Origin of the sequence: Bradyrhizobium sp. WSM2793 (assembly GCF_000379585.1) — a bacterium.
Classification (GTDB): Bacteria; Pseudomonadota; Alphaproteobacteria; order Rhizobiales; family Xanthobacteraceae; genus Bradyrhizobium.
In genome coordinates, this window is sequence record NZ_KB902813.1 from 159,029 (window position 1) to 176,637 (window position 17,609).

The 17,609-nt window shown below is 64.3% G+C and carries 18 protein-coding genes and 1 tRNA gene; 12 read left to right on the top strand and 7 right to left on the bottom strand.

Translation table 11 applies throughout. The features are described 5' to 3' along the window. The first annotated feature begins 11 nt into the window (after window positions 1–11). The 3 genes from A3AS_RS0135430 to A3AS_RS0135440 all read left to right on the top strand — a co-directional run bounded on the left by A3AS_RS0135430 (window position 12) and on the right by A3AS_RS0135440 (window position 3,700). Window positions 12–1,409: an MFS transporter gene (locus A3AS_RS0135430; RefSeq protein WP_018322212.1), complete on the top strand. Its 1,398-nt coding sequence runs from the start codon at window positions 12–14 to the stop codon at window positions 1,407–1,409. 122 nt (window positions 1,410–1,531) lie between these two features. Further along, window positions 1,532–2,359 (top strand): 3-keto-5-aminohexanoate cleavage protein, encoded by an 828-nt coding sequence (locus A3AS_RS0135435; protein WP_018322213.1) that lies wholly within the window; start codon window positions 1,532–1,534, stop codon window positions 2,357–2,359. A 135-nt stretch (window positions 2,360–2,494) separates the two neighbouring features. Beyond that, the gene (locus A3AS_RS0135440) at window positions 2,495–3,700 is read left to right on the top strand and encodes an MFS transporter (RefSeq protein ID WP_018322214.1); all 1,206 of its coding nucleotides are present in this window, start codon (window positions 2,495–2,497) and stop codon (window positions 3,698–3,700) included. A 5-nt stretch (window positions 3,701–3,705) separates the two neighbouring features. Here the strand turns inward: A3AS_RS0135440 and A3AS_RS47890 are convergent, their stop codons facing one another. Beyond that, entirely contained in the window at window positions 3,706–3,882 is a 177-nt protein-coding gene (locus A3AS_RS47890) for a hypothetical protein (RefSeq protein WP_018322215.1), read from the bottom strand. Between A3AS_RS47890 and A3AS_RS0135450 the strand changes: the two genes are divergently transcribed. From A3AS_RS0135450 to A3AS_RS0135460, 3 genes are all read left to right on the top strand, one after another. Continuing rightward, the gene (locus A3AS_RS0135450; RefSeq protein WP_018322216.1) at window positions 3,881–5,110 is read left to right on the top strand and encodes a CaiB/BaiF CoA-transferase family protein; all 1,230 of its coding nucleotides are present in this window, start codon (window positions 3,881–3,883) and stop codon (window positions 5,108–5,110) included. The two genes, A3AS_RS47890 and A3AS_RS0135450, sit on opposite strands and share 2 nt — an antisense overlap. A 212-nt stretch (window positions 5,111–5,322) precedes the next feature. Beyond that, entirely contained in the window at window positions 5,323–5,538 is a 216-nt protein-coding gene (locus tag A3AS_RS0135455) for a hypothetical protein (protein WP_018322217.1), read from the top strand. A gap of 97 nt (window positions 5,539–5,635) precedes the next feature. Further along, on the top strand, window positions 5,636–6,028 hold the full coding sequence (locus A3AS_RS0135460; RefSeq protein WP_018322218.1) for a RidA family protein: 393 nt from the start codon (window positions 5,636–5,638) through the stop codon (window positions 6,026–6,028). 4 nt (window positions 6,029–6,032) lie between these two features. On the opposite strand, the gene A3AS_RS0135465 is transcribed toward A3AS_RS0135460, so the two are convergent. Beyond that, window positions 6,033–6,695, bottom strand: coding sequence for a TetR/AcrR family transcriptional regulator (locus tag A3AS_RS0135465; protein WP_018322219.1), 663 nt, complete (start codon window positions 6,693–6,695; stop codon window positions 6,033–6,035). Between the two features lie 308 nt (window positions 6,696–7,003). On the opposite strand from A3AS_RS0135465, the gene A3AS_RS0135470 reads away from it, so the two are divergent. After that, window positions 7,004–8,239, top strand: a complete 1,236-nt coding sequence (locus A3AS_RS0135470) for an acyl-CoA dehydrogenase family protein (RefSeq protein ID WP_018322220.1) — start codon at window positions 7,004–7,006, stop codon at window positions 8,237–8,239. A gap of 140 nt (window positions 8,240–8,379) precedes the next feature. Then, window positions 8,380–9,438, top strand: a complete 1,059-nt coding sequence (locus A3AS_RS0135475) for a phosphotransferase family protein (protein ID WP_018322221.1) — start codon at window positions 8,380–8,382, stop codon at window positions 9,436–9,438. A gap of 277 nt (window positions 9,439–9,715) precedes the next feature. Here A3AS_RS0135475 and argE read toward each other — a convergent pair whose 3' ends face one another. Beyond that, a complete protein-coding gene (gene argE, locus A3AS_RS0135480) occupies window positions 9,716–10,894 on the bottom strand; it encodes an acetylornithine deacetylase (protein WP_018322222.1) in 1,179 nt (392 codons plus the stop codon). 132 nt (window positions 10,895–11,026) lie between these two features. Between argE and A3AS_RS49530 the strand changes: the two genes are divergently transcribed. Continuing rightward, on the top strand, window positions 11,027–11,356 hold the full coding sequence (locus A3AS_RS49530) for a hypothetical protein (protein WP_245283351.1): 330 nt from the start codon (window positions 11,027–11,029) through the stop codon (window positions 11,354–11,356). Window positions 11,357–11,920: 564 nt separating this feature from the next. Here the strand turns inward: A3AS_RS49530 and A3AS_RS0135485 are convergent. After that, window positions 11,921–12,706, bottom strand: coding sequence for an SDR family NAD(P)-dependent oxidoreductase (locus A3AS_RS0135485; protein WP_018322223.1), 786 nt, complete (start codon window positions 12,704–12,706; stop codon window positions 11,921–11,923). 135 nt (window positions 12,707–12,841) lie between these two features. Here A3AS_RS0135485 and A3AS_RS0135490 point away from each other — a divergent pair, with 135 nt between their 5' ends. Beyond that, complete coding sequence (locus A3AS_RS0135490) at window positions 12,842–13,540, top strand: histidine phosphatase family protein (protein ID WP_018322224.1); 699 nt, start codon at window positions 12,842–12,844, stop codon at window positions 13,538–13,540. 81 nt (window positions 13,541–13,621) lie between these two features. Next, a complete protein-coding gene (locus A3AS_RS0135495; protein ID WP_018322225.1) occupies window positions 13,622–14,389 on the top strand; it encodes an SDR family NAD(P)-dependent oxidoreductase in 768 nt (255 codons plus the stop codon). Window positions 14,390–14,589: 200 nt separating this feature from the next. Here A3AS_RS0135495 and A3AS_RS0135500 read toward each other — a convergent pair whose 3' ends face one another. Further along, the gene (locus tag A3AS_RS0135500) at window positions 14,590–15,825 is read right to left on the bottom strand and encodes a serine hydrolase (RefSeq protein WP_018322226.1); all 1,236 of its coding nucleotides are present in this window, start codon (window positions 15,823–15,825) and stop codon (window positions 14,590–14,592) included. A 151-nt stretch (window positions 15,826–15,976) separates the two neighbouring features. Here A3AS_RS0135500 and A3AS_RS0135505 point away from each other — a divergent pair. Continuing rightward, a tRNA-Trp gene (locus A3AS_RS0135505) sits at window positions 15,977–16,052 on the top strand. A 136-nt stretch (window positions 16,053–16,188) separates the two neighbouring features. Here A3AS_RS0135505 and A3AS_RS0135510 read toward each other — a convergent pair. Both A3AS_RS0135510 and A3AS_RS0135515 read right to left on the bottom strand, forming a co-directional pair. Then, window positions 16,189–16,950: a glycosyltransferase family 2 protein gene (locus tag A3AS_RS0135510; protein ID WP_049815083.1), complete on the bottom strand. Its 762-nt coding sequence runs from the start codon at window positions 16,948–16,950 to the stop codon at window positions 16,189–16,191. A gap of 143 nt (window positions 16,951–17,093) precedes the next feature. Continuing rightward, window positions 17,094–17,600, bottom strand: coding sequence for a hypothetical protein (locus A3AS_RS0135515; RefSeq protein ID WP_018322228.1), 507 nt, complete (start codon window positions 17,598–17,600; stop codon window positions 17,094–17,096). Window positions 17,601–17,609 lie beyond the last annotated feature (9 nt).

A 17,609-nucleotide genomic window follows, 5' to 3' on the forward strand; every position in this document is an offset into this window, starting at 1 on the left:
AGCTTTTTGTGATGGCTACCACGCGCGCGATCCACGACATGAGTCAGTCCAGGAAGGCTGCTGCCAGCGGCTGGATCGGGTCGGCTCTCGAATATTATGACTTCTTCATCTACGCGACCGCTGCGTCGCTGATCTTCCCGCAAATCTTCTTCCCGTCGGACAATCCCACGGTCGCGATCGTCGCATCGCTGGCGACCTATGGCGTTGGATATGTGGCCCGGCCGATCGGCGCCTTCGTGCTCGGACATTGGGGCGACACCCATGGCCGCAAGACCGTCCTCATCCTCTGCATGTTCCTGATGGGCATCTCGACCATGGCGGTGGGCATCCTGCCGACCTATCAGCAGGTCGGCATCCTGGCGCCGATCCTGCTCGTCATGCTGCGCCTCGTGCAGGGATTTGCCGTTGCCGGCGAAATCTCCGGCGCAAGCTCGATGATTCTGGAGCATGCGCCGTTCGGTCGGCGCGGCTTCTATGCAAGCTTCGCCCTTCAGGGCGTGCAGGCCGGACAGATTCTCGCAGCTGCGGTCTTCCTGCCGCTGGCGGCCTATATGCCGACCGACGCCTTCAACAGCTGGGGCTGGCGGATTCCCTTCCTGCTCAGCTTCTTCGTCATCGTCGCCGGCTACATCATTCGCCGCGAAGTCGACGAGACCCCCGCCTTTGCGCGAGAGGGCGAGCGGGGAGAAACGCCGCGGGCGCCCATCGTTCAGGCCATCAAGCTGAACTGGCCCGACATGCTCAGGGTCATCTGCATGGCGCTGATGAATGTCATTCCGGTTGTCGCGACCATCTTCGGTGCGGCCTACGCGGTGCAGCCGGCCTACGGTATCGGCTTTGCCAAGGACGTTTATCTGTGGATCCCGGTCCTCGGAAACATGCTGGCCGTGTTCGTTATTCCCTTCGTCGGCAATCTCTCCGACAAGGTCGGGCGCAAGCCTCCGATCGTCGTGGGCGCGCTGCTCTCCGGCTTGCTCGCCTTCGGCTACCTCTATGCCATCAGCATCAGGAACGTGCCGCTGGCGATCCTGCTGTCGCTCCTGATGTGGGGCGTCGTCTATCAGGGCTATAACGCGATCTTCCCGAGCTTTTACCCGGAGCTATTTCCGACGCGCACACGGGTGTCGGCGATGGCGATCTCGCAGAACATCGGAACGACCATCACCGCCTTGCTTCCAGCCCTGTTCGCCATCGTAGCGCCTCCCGGCTCGGCCAACATTCCCTTGACGGTGGGCGCGATCGCCTTCGGCATCACGGTGATCGCGGCGCTGGCGGCCGTCACGGCCCGGGAGACCTATCGGATCAAGATCGACGATCTCGGCAATCCCAAGGCCGTTCCGATCGCCCGAGCCGACTACGAGCGGCAGCGTGCGGAAGCCGCGAATGGTGTGGCCGCAGTTCAGACCTGACGCGAACGCGAGGAAGCCTTGCCGTCGCGACAATTGATGTTTGCGGCGGCAGGGCTCCGCGCGCTATGTCAGGGCCTGATCGAACTTGGTGCGCGTGAGCGCGATCATCATGAGGTTGCAGGATGAACCCCGTCGTCGTTGCTGTCGCTATCACCGGCTCCGTTCCGCGCAAGAAGGACAATCCGGCGGTGCCGATTCTGCCGTCCGAACAGATCGAGTCGACGCAGGAGGCCTTCGAGGCCGGCGCCACGCTTGCCCACATCCACGTTCGCAATGATGACGAGACGCCGTCGTCCGATCCCGAACGTTTTGCGAAGGTAGCGGAGGGGATCAGGAAGCATTGTCCTGGCATGATCGTCCAGTTCTCGACCGGCGGGCGGGGCCGCGATCCCTCGGCGCGCGGATCGTCGCTTTATCTGAAGCCGGACATGGCCTCGTTGTCCACGGGATCGGTGAACTTCCCGACGATTGTTTATGAGAATAGCGCCGCCCTGGTCGAGACCCTCGCCACCGGCATGCAGACGAATGGCATCCGGCCGGAGATCGAGATCTTCGATCTGTCTCATATCCATGGTGCCCGCCGCCTGATCGAGGCGGGGCTGATCGACCCGCGTCCGCACGTACAGTTCGTCATGGGCGTCAAGAACGCGATGCCGGCGGACGAGCATGTCCTCGACATCCTGCTGGCTGAGCTCAGGCGGCTGATCCCGCACGCGACCTGGACCGCGGCCGGGATCGGACGTCACCAGGCCGAGGTCATGGGCTGGGCGCTGGCGCGGGGCGCCGACGCGGTTCGGACCGGGCTCGAGGACAATATCAGGATCGACAAGACACGCCTGGCCGCCAGCAATGCGGAGCTCGTGACCATCGCCTGCGAGGCTGTCACGCGCCACGGTCGCCGCGTTGCGACCGCCGCCGAGGCGCCATCCTTGCTCGGGATCGCGCGGTAGAGGCCACTGCCTCCTCCTGACATGCTCCCGGCTGCCTTCTGCCATTCGGCGGCCGGCGTTCCCGTGCGCTGGGTCTCCAGCTAAGAGAGGTGTCACAGGCGTGATCGGCGCCTGCCGGGCAGGCGAACGTTTGGAATGCGGTTCTTGAAATCTGACAGCAGGCTGATCGGGGTCCTGCTGGTGCTCGCCATCACGCAGCTGGTCGGATGGGGCACGATCGGGCTTCCTGCCATCGTCGGGCGCGATCTCGCCGCCGATCTCGGCATGAGCCTGCCGGCGGTGTTCGCCGGGACATCCGTTCTCTACGTCTCGATGGGGCTGTGCGCGCCGTGGCTCGCCAAATCGTTTGCGCGGCATGGCGCGCGGACGGTCATGATGGTCGGCACGGTCGTCACCGCGCCCGGCTTCGTGCTGCTGTCTCTCGCGCGCGAGCCGGTGCTCTATTTCGCCGCCTGGATCGTCCTCGGCATCGCCGGCAGCGCCACGCTGTCGACCGGCGCCTATATCATGCTGAACGAGATCGCGGGGCGGCAGGCCAAGAACGCGATCGGGGCCTTGATGCTGGTGACGGGCCTGTCCAGCAGCATCTTCTGGCCGACGACGTCGTTCCTCAGCGGACACCTCGGCTGGCGGGGGACGTGCCTGGTTTACGCGGCCATGCTGATCCTCGTGTCGCTTCCGCTCTATGCATTCGTGGCGCCGCGCCGGAGACTTGCGAAGGACGATGGCGGCAAGCCGGCTAAGTCTGCCGATGTGCCCGCGATTCCAAGGAGCACTTTCGGCCTCGTCGTCGCCGCGATCACGCTCAACGCCTTCGTCAATTTCGGCATCAGCGCCATCATGATCGAGCTGTTGCGGGCGGAGGGGCTGGCGCCGGCGCAGGCACTCCTCTTCGGCTCGATGCTGGGCGTGATCCAGGTCAGCGCCCGCGGGCTCGATCTTCTCGGCGGCGGGCGATGGGACGGGATTACGACCGGGCTCGTCGCGGGCACCGCGCTGCCCGTCGCGATGCTGCTGCTGATGCTGAGCGAAGGCGCGACCTGGGCGGTCGCGGTCTTCATCCTGCTCTATGGCGCCGGCAGCGGCGCGATGGCGGTGGCGCGGGCGACCATCCCGCTGGTGTTCTACGACCAGGCCGAGTTCGCCAAGGCGATGTCGATGATCGCGCTGCCGCTCAATCTGGCGTCCGCGATCTCGCCACCGCTCCTCGTCGGCCTGCTTACCCAATTCGGCAGCCGCGGCGCGCTCGGTCTCACCTTCGTCTGCTCCTGCGCGACGGTATTGATCCTGATCCTGCTCGGCCGGCGGCGGCCGCGCGTGGCGGCGGCAGCCGTGACCTGAGCCGATCAGGCAATATTCGCGGCGCGGAAAGCTGCCGACAGGAAGTGAGCTTGCTGCCGAAGCTGCGGATAGCCGTATGCCGCCAGTGCAGGGCTCAAGGCGCCAAAATAGTGTATCCGCTGGGGAGCGCGGCCGCTCAGAGCCGCCGCGCCAAAATTCAGTTCCCCGGAGGAAATCGACATGTCGGCCCTGCCGCTTTCAGGCATCAAGATCCTTGACCTTACGCGCGTGCTTGCCGGGCCTTTGTCGGCCCAGATGCTGGGCGATCTCGGCGCCGAGGTGATCAAGATCGAGCGGCCGGGCACCGGCGACGACGCGCGCGCCTTCGGCCCGCCTTACCTCAGCGATCCCGAAGGCAAGGCCAACAACAACAATTCCTTCTATCTCTGCGCCAACCGCAACAAGAAGTCGGTCACCGTCAACATCGCCAAGCCCGAGGGCCAGGCGATCATCCGCGAGCTCGCCAAGGACGTCGACGTCTTCATGGAGAACTACAAGGTCGGCGATCTCAAGCGCTACGGCCTCGACTACGAGACCATCAAGGCGATCAACCCCGGCATCATCTATTGCTCGGTGACCGGCTTCGGCCAGACCGGACCGTACGCGCCGCGCGCCGGCTATGACGCCATCCTGCAGGCGATGGGCGGCCTGATGAGCGTCACCGGCCACATGGATGGCGAGCCCGGCGAGGGCCCGATGAAGGTCGGTCCCTCCATTGTCGACTACATGACCGGCATGAACACCTCGATCGGAATTCTCTCGGCTCTCTACCATCGCGACGCCAATAACGGGCAGGGCCAGCATATCGACGTCTGCCTGTTCGACACGGTCATTGCGTCGTTGTCGCACTGGCTGCAGATCTACCTCGTCAACGGCAAGACGCCGCCGCGACGCGGCACCTGGGGCAATGGCGGCATGCCGGCCGGTGTGTTCCGCTGCACCGATGGCGAGCTGATGCTGGTGGTCGGCAATGACGGCCAGTTCCGGAAGACCTGCGCCGTGCTCGGCGAACCCGAGCTTGCGAGCGATCCGCGCTTCGTCAAGAACAACGACCGCGTCACGCACGGCAAGGAGATCATGGCGATCTTCGCCGGCCTGTTCCTGAAGCAGCCGGTGGCCTACTGGCTGGAAAAGCTGGAGGAGGCCGGCGTACCCTCGGGTCCGATCAACAATTTCGAGCAGGTGTTTTCCGATCCGCACGTCCAGTCGCGCGGCATGCGGGTGAAGACCGAGCACAAGTTCGAACCGGAACTCTCGCTGATCCGAAACGCGCTGACTCTTTCGGGCACCCCCATCACCGAATATCGCGCCCCGCCGCTGCTTGGTGAGCACACGCAGGAGGTCCTCGGCGGCAAGCTCGGCTACGATGCGGGCAAAATCGAGACGCTGAAGCAGCAGGGGATCATCTAACTCAGCAGAAGCAGCGTGCGCTCTTACCCTCTTCCCTCGTGAGAGAGGGTGGTTCGCAGCAAAGCGGCGGCCGCAGAGGACGCGCGCGCGATGCTCGGGCTTGCCTGAGGCTTGCGCGCCATCCCCAGATAGTTCCGGTCCGTAGTCTCACAGGCTTCCGTTCCGCGCCAGACTCTGTTTCGATCTCTCCACTAACGTCGGGAGGGAAATGGATGTCCTACACGATCGGGTTCCAGGCCAAGGACCAGAAGGCAATTCTGGCAACCGAGGCGGCCACCGCCAATCAGGCCGTCGCCATCGTTGCCGCACTGCGGCAGAGTGCCGAGGAGATCAAGTTCATCCGCTCGCCGCAGGAAGGCGAGATGGGCATCGAGATGCTGCTGCTGCTCGCCAAGGAAGAGGCCGAGGAGATGCCGCAGCGGGCCTGAACCCGCGGCGACAACCACACTTCGATTAGAAGCGAAGCATGCCGGCTGCAGGATGATGTAGTCAGGCGTCGGTCTCGCTTGAACCGAAGGTGGCTGCATGAAACGCGAAGCGCTCCGCGTCGAACCGATCTCGACCTTTCTCGACCGCCGCAACGCACCGGTCTCGCCGGTGACGCGCGCCGGCAACATGATCTTCGTCGCCGGCCTGCCGCCGTTCGACCCGGCGACGGGCGAGATCGCGCAAATGCCGATCGAGCGGCAGAGCGAGATCGTCATGGAGCAGATGAAGCTGTGCCTCCAGACGGCCGGTGCCTCGCTCGACAACGTCATGAAGTGCAACGTCTACTGTACCTCGACGAAACATTTCGCCGCGTTCAACGCCATCTATGCACGCTATTTCCCTGAAGATCCGCCGGCGCGGATCTTCGTCTGCACGCCGGAATGGTTCGGCCCCTTCGACGTCGAGATCGACTGCATCGCGATGATGTGAGGGACTACCGCGCCGCGACCCGCGCCGGTGCCTTCGTCTCCGCCCGTCCCGCCGTCAGCGCCATCGTCGCCACGCTGACCACGCGCGCGACCACGTCCTCGACGTCGTCGAGGTCGCATTTGCCTTCCGACAGTTTTGTCAGCCGCTCGCTCTCGCGGATGGTGTGGTGTGCCATCGCGAGCGCGAAGTTGAGGCCCCAGTAGATATCGACGTCGCTGCGGTCGGGCAGGGCGCGGCGCATCGCGCCGGCGAATTTGCGCAAATGGTCGATCTCTCGGTTCTTGATGCGGCGGATCGGCGGCACGGATTCAATCGAGGCGCGGATCATGAAGCGCGCTGCGGTGGAGCGCTGGTTCTCAGGCCCGAGGCAGCCGCGCAGCGTCGGCCCGACCAGCGCGTGCAAGATCACCTCGATCGGCGCACGGCCGCCGCCTTTCTCTTCCGCCGCCTTCAATTCGCGCAGGCGCTCGCGGTTGGTGGCGATCGAGCGGGTGACGAACAATTCCGCGATCAGCTCGTCCTTCGAGCCGAAATGATAGTTCACCGCGGCGAGGTTGACACCCGCCTCCGCGACGATGTCGCGCAGCGTCACGTCGCCGAAGCCGCGATCGGCATAGAGCCGTTCGGCGGCGGCGAGAATGGCAGACCTCGTATGATCGCTGGCCATGACCTTTATCCCGTCATTCCGGGGCTCGCGAAGCGAGAACCCGAAATCTCGCCCCACATTTCGAGATTCCGGGTTCAGCCCTGCGGGCCGCCCCGGAATGACGTCGTGAGCGAGGGAGTTGCAATTCAAACAGTTGTATGAAACTATCGTTTGAAGGCCGGAGATGTCAATCGCAATCGGGACTCGTTCGCAACTCGCGAAGCCGGTTCCGAAGCGCCCGCAAGCTGTGCGCTTGCGGGCCGGACGGTCCGGCGCAAAACAGGCTCGCGAAGCAAACAGCTTCGCAGAAGAGAGACGAGGAGCGTCCCATGGATTTCGATCTGTCCCCCAAGCAGAAGGAATGGCTCGACCGCGTGCGGTCCTTCATGGCCAAGCACGTGCGCCCGGCGGTGCCGATCTATGATCAGCAGGATCACGCCGGCGAGCGCTGGAAGGTGATCCCGATCCTGGAGGACCTCAAGAAGAAGGCGAAGGCCGAAGGCCTCTGGAACATGTTCATGCCGCCGAGCGAGCATGAGGACGACGAATTCCGCGGCGCGGGACTGACCAATCTGGAATACGCGCTGCTGTCGGAAGAGATGGGCCGCATCACCTGGGCCTCGGAAGTATTCAACTGTTCCGCGCCCGACACCGGCAACATGGAAGTGTTCATCCGCTACGGCTCCAAGGAGCAGAAGCGCAAATGGCTGCGTCCGCTGATGGACGGCGAGATCCGCTCCGCCTTCCTGATGACGGAACCGGCGGTGGCCTCCTCGGACGCGACCAACATCGAAACCCGCATCGAGAAGGATGGCGATCATTACGTCATCAATGGCCGCAAATGGTGGTCGTCCGGTGTCGGCGATCCCCGCTGCAAGATCGCGATCCTGATGGGCAAGACCGATTTCAAGGCGGCCAAGCATCAGCAGCAGTCGCAGATCCTGGTTCCGCTCGACACGCCCGGCATCAAGGTCGAGAAGATGCTGCCGGTGTTCGGCTTCGACGACGCGCCGCACGGCCATGCCCAGGTGTTGCTGGAGAACGTCAGGGTGCCGAAAGAGAACATCCTGCTCGGCGAAGGCCGTGGCTTCGAGATCGCGCAGGGCCGGCTCGGCCCCGGCCGCATCCATCACTGCATGCGCACCATCGGCAAGGCCGAGGAGGCGCTGGAGAAGATGGTGAAGCGCCTGTCCTCGCGCAGCGCCTTCGGCAAGAAGATCGTCGAGCACTCTGTGTGGGAGCAGCGCATCGGCGATGCCCGCACCAACATCGAGATGACGCGCCTGCTCTGCCTCAAGGCTGCCGACATGATGGACAAGGTCGGCAACAAGACCGCGCAGGCCGAGATCGCCATGATCAAGGTCGCGGCGCCCAACATGGCGCTGAAGATCATCGACGAGGCGATCCAGGCTTTCGGCGGCGCCGGTGTCTCGGACGAGGCGGGCCTTGCCAAGGACTACGCCCACATCCGCACGCTCCGTCTCGCCGACGGTCCGGACGAGGTGCACAATCGCGCCATTGCCAGACTTGAGGTTCGGAAGTATGCAAACTCTCCCGGTCACTAAGAGGGAGAGCCGGGAGGCGCTCCCGATCTGAAGAAACGGCAGGGCACGATGCGGTGACCGCTTGACGCAAGTGCGTCAGCGGTTACCGATTAGGATCATGCTCGACCTGAAATGGTCAGGACTGAAGAGGGAGCGTCATCGTGGCTGACGGCGTCAGGAAAGACGAAGAGTTCTCGGGCACCAAGCCGGTCGAGGAGCGTCATCGCTTCGACGAGATGCGGCTCGAAGCCTGGATGCGCGACAACGTCGAAGGCTATCAGGGGCCGCTGGTCGTGCTCCAGTTCAAGGGCGGCCAGTCCAATCCGACCTACCGGCTGAACACGCCGAACCGTTCCTACGTGATGCGCCGCAAGCCGTTCGGCAAATTGCTGCCGTCGGCGCATGCGGTCGATCGCGAATATCGCGTGATCGCGGCGCTCGGCAAGCAGGGCTTTCCCGTCGCGCACGCCTATGCGCTGTGCCAGGACGACAGCGTCATCGGCGCGGCCTTCTACATCATGTCGATGGAGGAGGGCCGGGTGTTCTGGGATCCGACGCTGCCGAGCCAGGATGGCGATGCGCGGCGCAAGATCTTCACCAGCAAGATCGAGACGCTGGCGAAGCTCCACATGTACGACCCCACCGCGATCGGGCTCGGCGAGTTCGGCAAGCCTGGCAATTATTTCGCGCGGCAGATCGACCGCTGGACCAAGCAATATCGCGCGTCCGAAACGCAGCACATTCCCGAGTTCGAGAAGGTCGCCGAATGGCTGCCGAAGACGGTGCCGGAGCAGGCCCGCGTCTCGATCGTCCATGGCGACTATCGCCTCGACAACATGATTTTCCACGCGACGGAACCGCGCGTGCAGGCGGTGCTGGACTGGGAGCTGTCGACGCTCGGCGATCCCATGGCCGACTTCACCTACCTGTTGATGCAGTGGATCATGCCGGGCCTGCAGGGCGCGGACCTCAAGGCGCTCAACATCCCGAGCGTGGAAGAAGCTGCGCAGATCTATTGCAACGTCACCAAGATGACGGTGCCTGATCTCAACTGGTACTTCGCCTACAATCTGTTCCGTCTCGCCGGCATCACCCAAGGCATCGCCGGCCGCGTCCGCGACGGCACCGCCGCCAACGCCAAGGCGCTGGAGTCAGCCAAGCGCACCGTGCCGCTGTCGCAGGCCTCATGGGAATACGCGCAGAAGGCCGGCGCGGTGTAGGAACGACGAAGGCGCGGCCGGTGGCCGCGCTTTTTTCTTGCGCCACTCTCGCCACACACTCCGTCATTGCGAGCGTAGCGAAGCAATCCAGACCATTTCTGCGGGGGCAGCCTGGATTGCTTCGTCGCAAGGGCTCCTCGCAATGAGGAGGCGGGATACGAGACCCCTGATTGACAGCTCTCGTAGGGTGGGCAAAAGCGCGCAGCGCTGTGCCCACGATCTCCCCGTGATCGCAGCCTGATGGTGGGCACGCTTCGCTTTGCCTACCCTACGGCACCTACGACGCCGCTTTCGCACAATGCGCGATCAGTCTCTCCACGAATCCCGCACACTTCTCCAGCTCCGCCATCTCCACGAACTCGTCCGGCGTATGCGCCTGCGCGATCGAGCCGGGGCCGATCACCACCGAGGGGATATCGGCCATGCTGGCGAACAGGCTGGCCTCGGTGCCGAAGGCGACCTTGGCGTGGTCGTTGCGCCCTGCAAGGCTCTTGGCGAGCGTGACGATGGCGGCGTCGGCGGCGGTGTCGAGGGCGGGGTAGTCGAGGATCTCCTCGAAATCGATGCCGCACTCCGGATGCCGCGCCTTCATCGCTGGCTCGAGCTCGGCCCTGGCCCAGGCGACGATCGCATCCGTCACCTCCCTGGACTCGGTGATGCCGATGCCGCGGCATTCGAAATCCACCGTGCAGGTGTCGGGCACGATGTTCAGCGCGGCGCCGCCGTGCACGATGCTGGTGAGCAGCGTCGAATGCGGAACGTCGTAGAGGCTGTCGGTCGCTCGCACGGCTGCGAGCGCCACGGCGCGGCGGCGGATCTCGACGATCAGCTCGGCGGCATATTCGATCGCGTTGACGCCGTCGGGCGCGATCGAGGAGTGGCGGGCGAGGCCGCGGAAGGTTGCGCGCACGCCGTGCTTGCCCTTGTGGCCGATGATGACCTTCATCTGGGTCGGCTCGCCGATGAAGGCGCCGAGCGGTATGATCCGTTTCTTCGCGACCTCGCCGAGCATCGGCCGCACGCCGACGCAGCCGATCTCCTCGTCATAGGAGATCGCCAGATGAATCGGCGTTACGAGCTTGGCCTCCAGCATCTCCGGAACCATGGCGAGGCACACCGCGACAAAACCCTTCATGTCGGTGGTGCCGCGGCCGTAGAGCTTGCCGTCGCGCTCGATCAGCCTGAAGGGATCGTGGCTCCAGTCCTGTCCCACCACCGGCACGACGTCGGTATGGCCCGACAGCACCAGGCCCGGGCGGTCCTCGGGGCCGATCGTGACCCACAGCGAGGCCTTCTGGCCTGTTACGTCGGTGATGCGCTCGCCCTTGACGCCGAACGCGGCGAGGTAGCTCTCGATATGGGCAATCAGGGGCAGGTTGGTGCGGTCGCTGACGGTGTCGAAGCCGACGAGGTCGGCGAGGAGTTTGCGGATACGGTCGGGTCTTGAGCTGGGCATTGTCTCGTTCTGTCAGGGAGTATGGAGGCTGCAGTGCTTGCAGGAACCATACCAACGCGGTGGCTGATTGCGCAAATCAACACAAACCCGTAGCCGGATGGAGCGAAGCGTAATCCGGGGCCTGCGTGCTTCGTGACAGGACTCCCGGATTACGCTGCGCTTCATCCGGGCTACAAGGGCCACAATCCCTTGGGTTGCCCGTCGGGCAAAACACGCCAGCGCTGGGTCAACGCGCGGCGGCAAAAATATTCCACTTTACCGAAATTCGGAAATGTCGTATGTGTCGCGGCAACTCGGCCCAAGGAAGAGGGGCGTATCGCGATCGTCACGAACGCGGGCCGGGCGGCGGTGGACGCAGGTGACATCGGCGCGAACAGCTTCGCAGGGCGGGTAACCGTGAGCGAAGACCTCGCGCACACGACCGGTGTGATTCTAGCGTACGGCAAAATCGTGTGGTCCTGACGCCCGGGGTCTGTGCGTCAAGTGTTGCGGTGATGTGGCGGCCCAACCGGGCACGCGCATCAGCCATCCGCAAGGCGACGGGGGCAATAGTGCATCGCTCCCCGGGGAGAGCACGACATAAGCCGTAAGCCCACTGCGCAGGGAAGGCCGGATGTCCTGGCTACACCTGTATGCCGCTGTGCAGCTTCTTGTTACGCAGGTTTCGCACAGTGGACCTCGGGTGCCAGCGGGCTCCCGGTCTTCCCTGCGCCCTCTTTCAATTATGAGGGTGAAGAGATGAAGCAAAGCTCGGGCGAGATGAGCCGCGAGGATGCGAGGGTGTGTCTGCGGTTTGAGCTACGTGCCACGATCTCGATCTCGTAGGGTGGGCCCACGCCCTGTGGCTCAGGGAGAGGAGATCGTGGCACGGCGCTATGCGCCTTTGCCCACCCTACGGCACGACGGCTGGATCTGCACTGGAGCATCGCAATGACGATGTGGAGAGAGCTGCCAAACTCGCCTCTCGTGCCCTGGACGCTGCGCAGCAGCGTAAGAACGCTGCAGCGCGTCCGGGACACGCGAGAGTTAAACCGGCTTGCCCGTATACGGCATCGACGCGGTGAGGCCACCGTCGACCGGGAACGCCTGGCCGTTCACATAGGAGGCTTCGTCGCTGGCCAAAAACAACCCCATCGCTGCGAGCTCGTGCGGTTGGCCGGGGCGCTTGAGCGGATTGAGCTGGCCGATCTTGTCCTGGGTGCCGCGCTCCTTGGCGCGGTCGAAGATCGGTTTTGTCATGCCTGTTTCGATCAGGCCCGGGCACACCGCGTTGATGCGCACGCCGGTGCCGGTGAGCGAATACGCCGTGGTCTGCACCAGGCTGATCACGCCGGCCTTGCTTGCGGCATAGGGATGCCCGCTGGCCCCGGCCTTGAGGCCTGCAACGGACGCGGTCAGCACGATCGCGCCGGACTGCTGCTTCACCATGTGCGGCATCGCGTGCTTCACGGCGAGGAACGGGCCGATCAGATTGACGCGCAACACCTCCTGCCAATGCTCTACGGTTTGCTCGCCGAGCGGGACGAGCCCGCCGCTGACGCCGGCATTGGCCCAGATCACGTCGAGTCGGCCGTGGGTCTTCACCGCCTTGTCGATCACGGCGATGACGTCCGTCTCGGAGCCCGCGTCGGCGATCATGGCTTCCGCAACGCCGCCGGCCTTCTTCACCTCGTCGACGGTCTCCTTCACCGCCTCGGTGCGATCGACCGCGATCAGCTTGGCGCCTTCCCGGGTGAACAGCAGCGCGGCGGCGCGACCGATGCCGCTGCCGGCGCCGGTGATGATGACGGATTTGCCTTGCAGGCGGCCCATGCGTTCTCTCCTGTGGTGCCTCACGCGACGCTTGCCGCGCGACGGAATTTCAAACAAGATTTCAAACGGTAAAAGTGTCTTGAGACACGTTCACACCTGACGTACAGCGACATCAAACGGGATGGAAGGGTTTCGATGGCAGGCGCAGACAAGCCCAATGTGGTCATGACACGGTGGTGGTGGGTCCGTCACGCGCCGGTGCGCAATGACGGCGGCAACATCTACGGACAAAGCGACATCGCCTGCGACACCAGCGATACCTATGTGTTCAATGCTGTTGCCAAGGTGCTGCCACGCACGGCGGTCTGGTATTCGAGCAATCTGATGCGTACGCACCAGACCGCGGAAGCGATCTGGGCGGCCGGTTTCCCAAGGCCCGCGTCGATGAAATGGGAAGCGGACCTCGCCGAGCAAAATCTCGGCCGCTGGCAGGGCATGAACCGCGCCCAGTTCGTCGCCAGCCGACCCGTCGGCACGAGCTGGTTTGCCGACATCAACGAGCCCGCGCCCGGCGGCGAGAGCTTCATGGATCTCTACAACCGCACGCGCCGCACCATCGAGCGGATCAACGCTGAGGCGGGGGGCCAGGACATCATCGCGGTCGCGCATGGCGGCACCATCAAGGCGGCGCTGGGGCTCGCGCTCGACGGCCAGCCGGAGCGGGGATTGTCGTTCGACATCGACAATTGCTCGGTGACGCGGCTGGATTATTTCGCAACTCCCGAGCGCAAGGTCTGGCGGCTGCCGATGGTGAACCAGCAGCCGTGGATCGCGGATGCTGCGCACGCGGCGATGCATCAGCCGGCGGGACCGGAGGTCAAGAAGCTGGCCTGAGTGAGCTGTCATTCCGGGGCGATGCGCAGCATCGGGCCCGGAATCTGGAGATGAAGACAAAGATCAATCTGGGAGAGAAACATGACCTTGTTCGACATGAAGGGGAAAGTCGCCGTCATCACCGGATCGACGCGCGGCATTGGGCTTGCGATCGCCGAGCGCATGGCCGAGCACGGCGCCAAGGTCGTGATCTCATCGCGCAAAGCCGATGTCTGCGAGCAGGTGGCCAAGGGCATCAACGACAAGTTCGGCAAGGGCACTGCGGTCGCGATCGCTGCGAACATCTCCTCGAAGGAGAACCTGCAAAACCTCGTCGATGAGAGCAACCACGCCTTCGGCAAGATCGACGTGCTGGTCTGCAACGCCGCCTCGAACCCATACTACGGTCCGCTCGCCGGCATCTCCGACGACCAGTTCCGGAAGATCCTGGACAACAACATCGTCGCCAACAACTGGCTGATCTCGATGGTGGTGCCGCAGATGATCGAGCGCAAGGACGGCTCCATCATCATCGTCTCCTCGATCGGCGGGTTGAAAGGCTCGACCATCCTCGGCGCCTACGCCATCTCCAAGGCCGCCGACATGCAGCTCGCGCGCAACCTCGCCTGCGAATACGGCAAGGACAACATCCGCGTGAACTGCATCGCGCCCGGCCTGATCAAGACCGATTTTGCCAAGGCGCTGTGGGACAATCCGGAGAACCTGAAGGCCTCGACCGCGCGCTCGCCGCTCCTGCGCATCGGCATCCCCGACGAGATCGCCGGTGCCGCGGTGTTCCTGGGGTCCAAGGCCGGCGACTTCATGACCGGCCAGACCATGGTGATCGACGGCGGCGCGACGATTAGCTGAGAAGCGTTGTAGGCCACGGTGTGGCCGCGAGTGACGGTGCGCTCCCGCTTGCGGGGGAGGGTTGGGGAGGGGGTGTCTCCACAATCGAGGACCCCCAAGAGGAGAGAGCCCCCACCCGGCACTTGGTGCCGACCTCCCCCGCAAGCGGGAGAGGTTGCACCGAGCTTGGTGCTTGATCATTCAACTCAAGCGACGCCACCTCACTCCACCGCCGCGTAAACCAGATCCCGCACCAGCGTTCGCGTGTAGTCGCGCTGACCCGGCCCCTGGCTCATGAACACCGCGAACAGATCCTCCTTCGGATCGATCCAGAAGAACGTCCCTGCGATGCCGCTCCAGAAATATTGGCCGACGCTGCCGGGGAACGGCGCGATGCCGGCCTCGCGGCGCACGGCGAAGCCGAGGCCGAAACCGTGGCCGGGCGAGAGCAGGGTTCCGTTGGTCTGAACCTGCGGCCCGAGATGATCGGACGCCATCAGCTCCAGCGTCTTGCGGCCGATGATCCTGGCGCCGTCGAGCGTGCCGCCGTTGCGCAGCATCAGGCAGAAGCGAGCATAGTCCATCGTGGTCGAGACCAGGCCGCCGCCGCCGGACTCCATCACCGGTGCTTCGTGCATGTTGAACAGCGCGACCTTGTCGCCGGTCCACGGATCGGCCGCGAATGGCTCGGCGAGCCTGCCCGCATTGGCCTCCGAGGTCGAGAAGCCGGTCTCGGCCATCTGCAGCGGGGCGAGCACGCGTTCGGTGAGGAACGTGCCGAGCGACTTGCCGCTGACGACCTCGATGATGCGGCCGAGGATGTCGGTGGAGCGGCTGTAGTTGAATTCCGCGCCTGGCTGGCAGACCAGCGGGAAGCTCGCCACCAGGGCGGCGTGCTCGGCGTTGGTGATCTTGCGGCTGCGGACGCGGGACTCCTGGTAGAGCTTGTGCACGGGGCCGTCGCCCTGGTGCTCGTAGGTCAGGCCCGAGGTGTGGCGAAGCAGGTCCTGCACGGTCATCGGCCGCGCCGGCGGCACCAGCTCCAGCTTGCCGTCCTTGACGATGCCGACCTGCTGGCTGGCAAATTCCGGGATGAACTTTGCGACGGCGTCGCTGAGCAGGAGATAGCCGTCCTCGACCAGCGCCATGATGGCGACCGAGACGATCGGCTTGGTCATCGAGAAGATCCGGAAGATCGAATCCCGCGTCATCGGCGCCGCGGCCGCCGGGCTCTGCCGGCCGAGCCCCTCGAACCAGCCAACCTGGCCGCCCCTCGCCACCAGCACGGTGACCCCGGGAACCGTTCCCTTGTCGATCTCGCGCTTGAAGGCGTCCGACATGGCCTGCAGGCGCAGCCGCGACAGCCCGAGCGTCTCCGGCCTTGCCTCAGGCAAAGGCGGGGTGGAGGCTGCGATCGTGGCCTGTGAGGCGGCTGGAGCGGTCGCTGTGGCGGTCATGGGCACTCCCAGTTTGTTTTTGATTATCGGCAACGGACTGTGGCCCAGAAACCCCGGTACAAACAAGCGAAGCGGGCGCGGTTCACCCTTGCAAACCGGCCGTCGCCTGTGCTTGAAAGCGGCCCTGATCCTGGGGCGACCCGAGGTCTGTAGGAGTGTAGCTCAATTGGTAGAGCACCGGTCTCCAAAACCGGGGGTCGCAGGTTCGAGCCCTGCCACTCCTGCCAGTCAAATCAATCACTTAAGTCAGGTGCTGGCAGGATAGGGACAAGGCGTCCCGCGGGCGAATCGCCACGCGCGAGCCCATCTCACCAGGCCTGAGCCCATCCGCTTGATGTCCGGGGTTGGCAGGCCAGGCGGCGCCTAGCGCGCCGGGGCCCGCTCCGCGTCGTCAGGAATCTGGCTGAGATCGACGTCCCGGATGGGAACGCGGCGCAGCAGCGAGACGATGGTGCCGCCGAGCTCGAAATAGGTACGCGGGCGCAGCGCACGGGACGAGCCCTTCAGCTCTGCGTTCAGGCTCACGGGCACCTGGACGTAGGTGAGGCCGAGCTGGAGCAGCGAGATCAACGCGCAGATCTGATAGCCGTAGCCGTCGGCCTTGACCGCGATCTGGCGCAGCCATTTCACGGGGTAGACGATCATGCTGTGATAGTCGGACAGCCAGAAGCCGAACAGGCAGTTCAGGATGAACCGAAGCGAATGCGACTGCAGCGAGCGGTTGACGGAGCGGTCCGACTGGTTGTCGCGATAGGTGATGACGAGGTCGGCGGCGCCCGCCGCCTTGAACATCCGGGCAACACCCTCGTTCTGAAAGGCGTGATCGCCGGGAATGAGGGTGATGGCATCGAATTTCGCGCGCGACAGGGCGTATTCGAAGCCGGCACCGACGCCTCGCGGCTGGGCGTTATGTTGCACGATGATGCGCGGCTCGCCGGCTGCGAACTCGTCCATGATCGCGCCGGTGGCGTCGGTGCTGCCGTCGTCGATCAGGAAGATCTCGAAATCGTCGAGCAGTTCGCGGGCGAGCGGCAGCACGCCGTCAATGGTGTCGGCGATCTTGTCCTGCTCGTTCAGTGCAGGGATGACGATCGTAAGCCGTTTTGCCGCCCTGGAAGGTGTCATCTCATGCCGCCCGTTGCCGGCCACTCATTACTGGTGGAACCCTGGCGCAACTCTAGGTCATCTGAACTAGGCGAACAATAAGGGGCCCGCAGATATGCCCTGCACAATCGGCACGAAACCGGCGATGTGTGTGATCTCGGCAACTATTCGGAAAAATCATAGAGGCTGGTATCGCCGATACCGAAGGCGCGGCGCAGCTGTCCGACGCGGCCTGCCATAGTCCGGCCCGCCGCCGTCGCTGCAAAATGTGAATCCACCGGTTCGACCAGGCCGCCGTCGACCAAGTTCCCAATTCGTCCCTGGAACAAATCTGGAACCTGCCGTTCGATGATCTCCGAAAGTGGAGCCCTCCGCCCGGGCCGGTCGAGGAGGCTGCGCAGAATGTCCAGGGAAACCGATTTGTACACTGCGCCAAACGCGAAGACGTAACCCATCACGCAAAAACCGAAAATCGACGCGGCGTCCCAATACTGAAATTGCGGGACGACGAGGATTCCAAGCATTACGCCGAGACCATGGGTGAGGATCGCGGCGATCGCAAGCAGGGTCACGGCGCCAAGCGACCATCCGCGAGCGCGGGCCATGAGCTGCAAGGCAGGCGCCAACAAGGCGAAGGTCACTGCGGCGAGAAATCCGACAACGAAGGACATCGTGGCCGC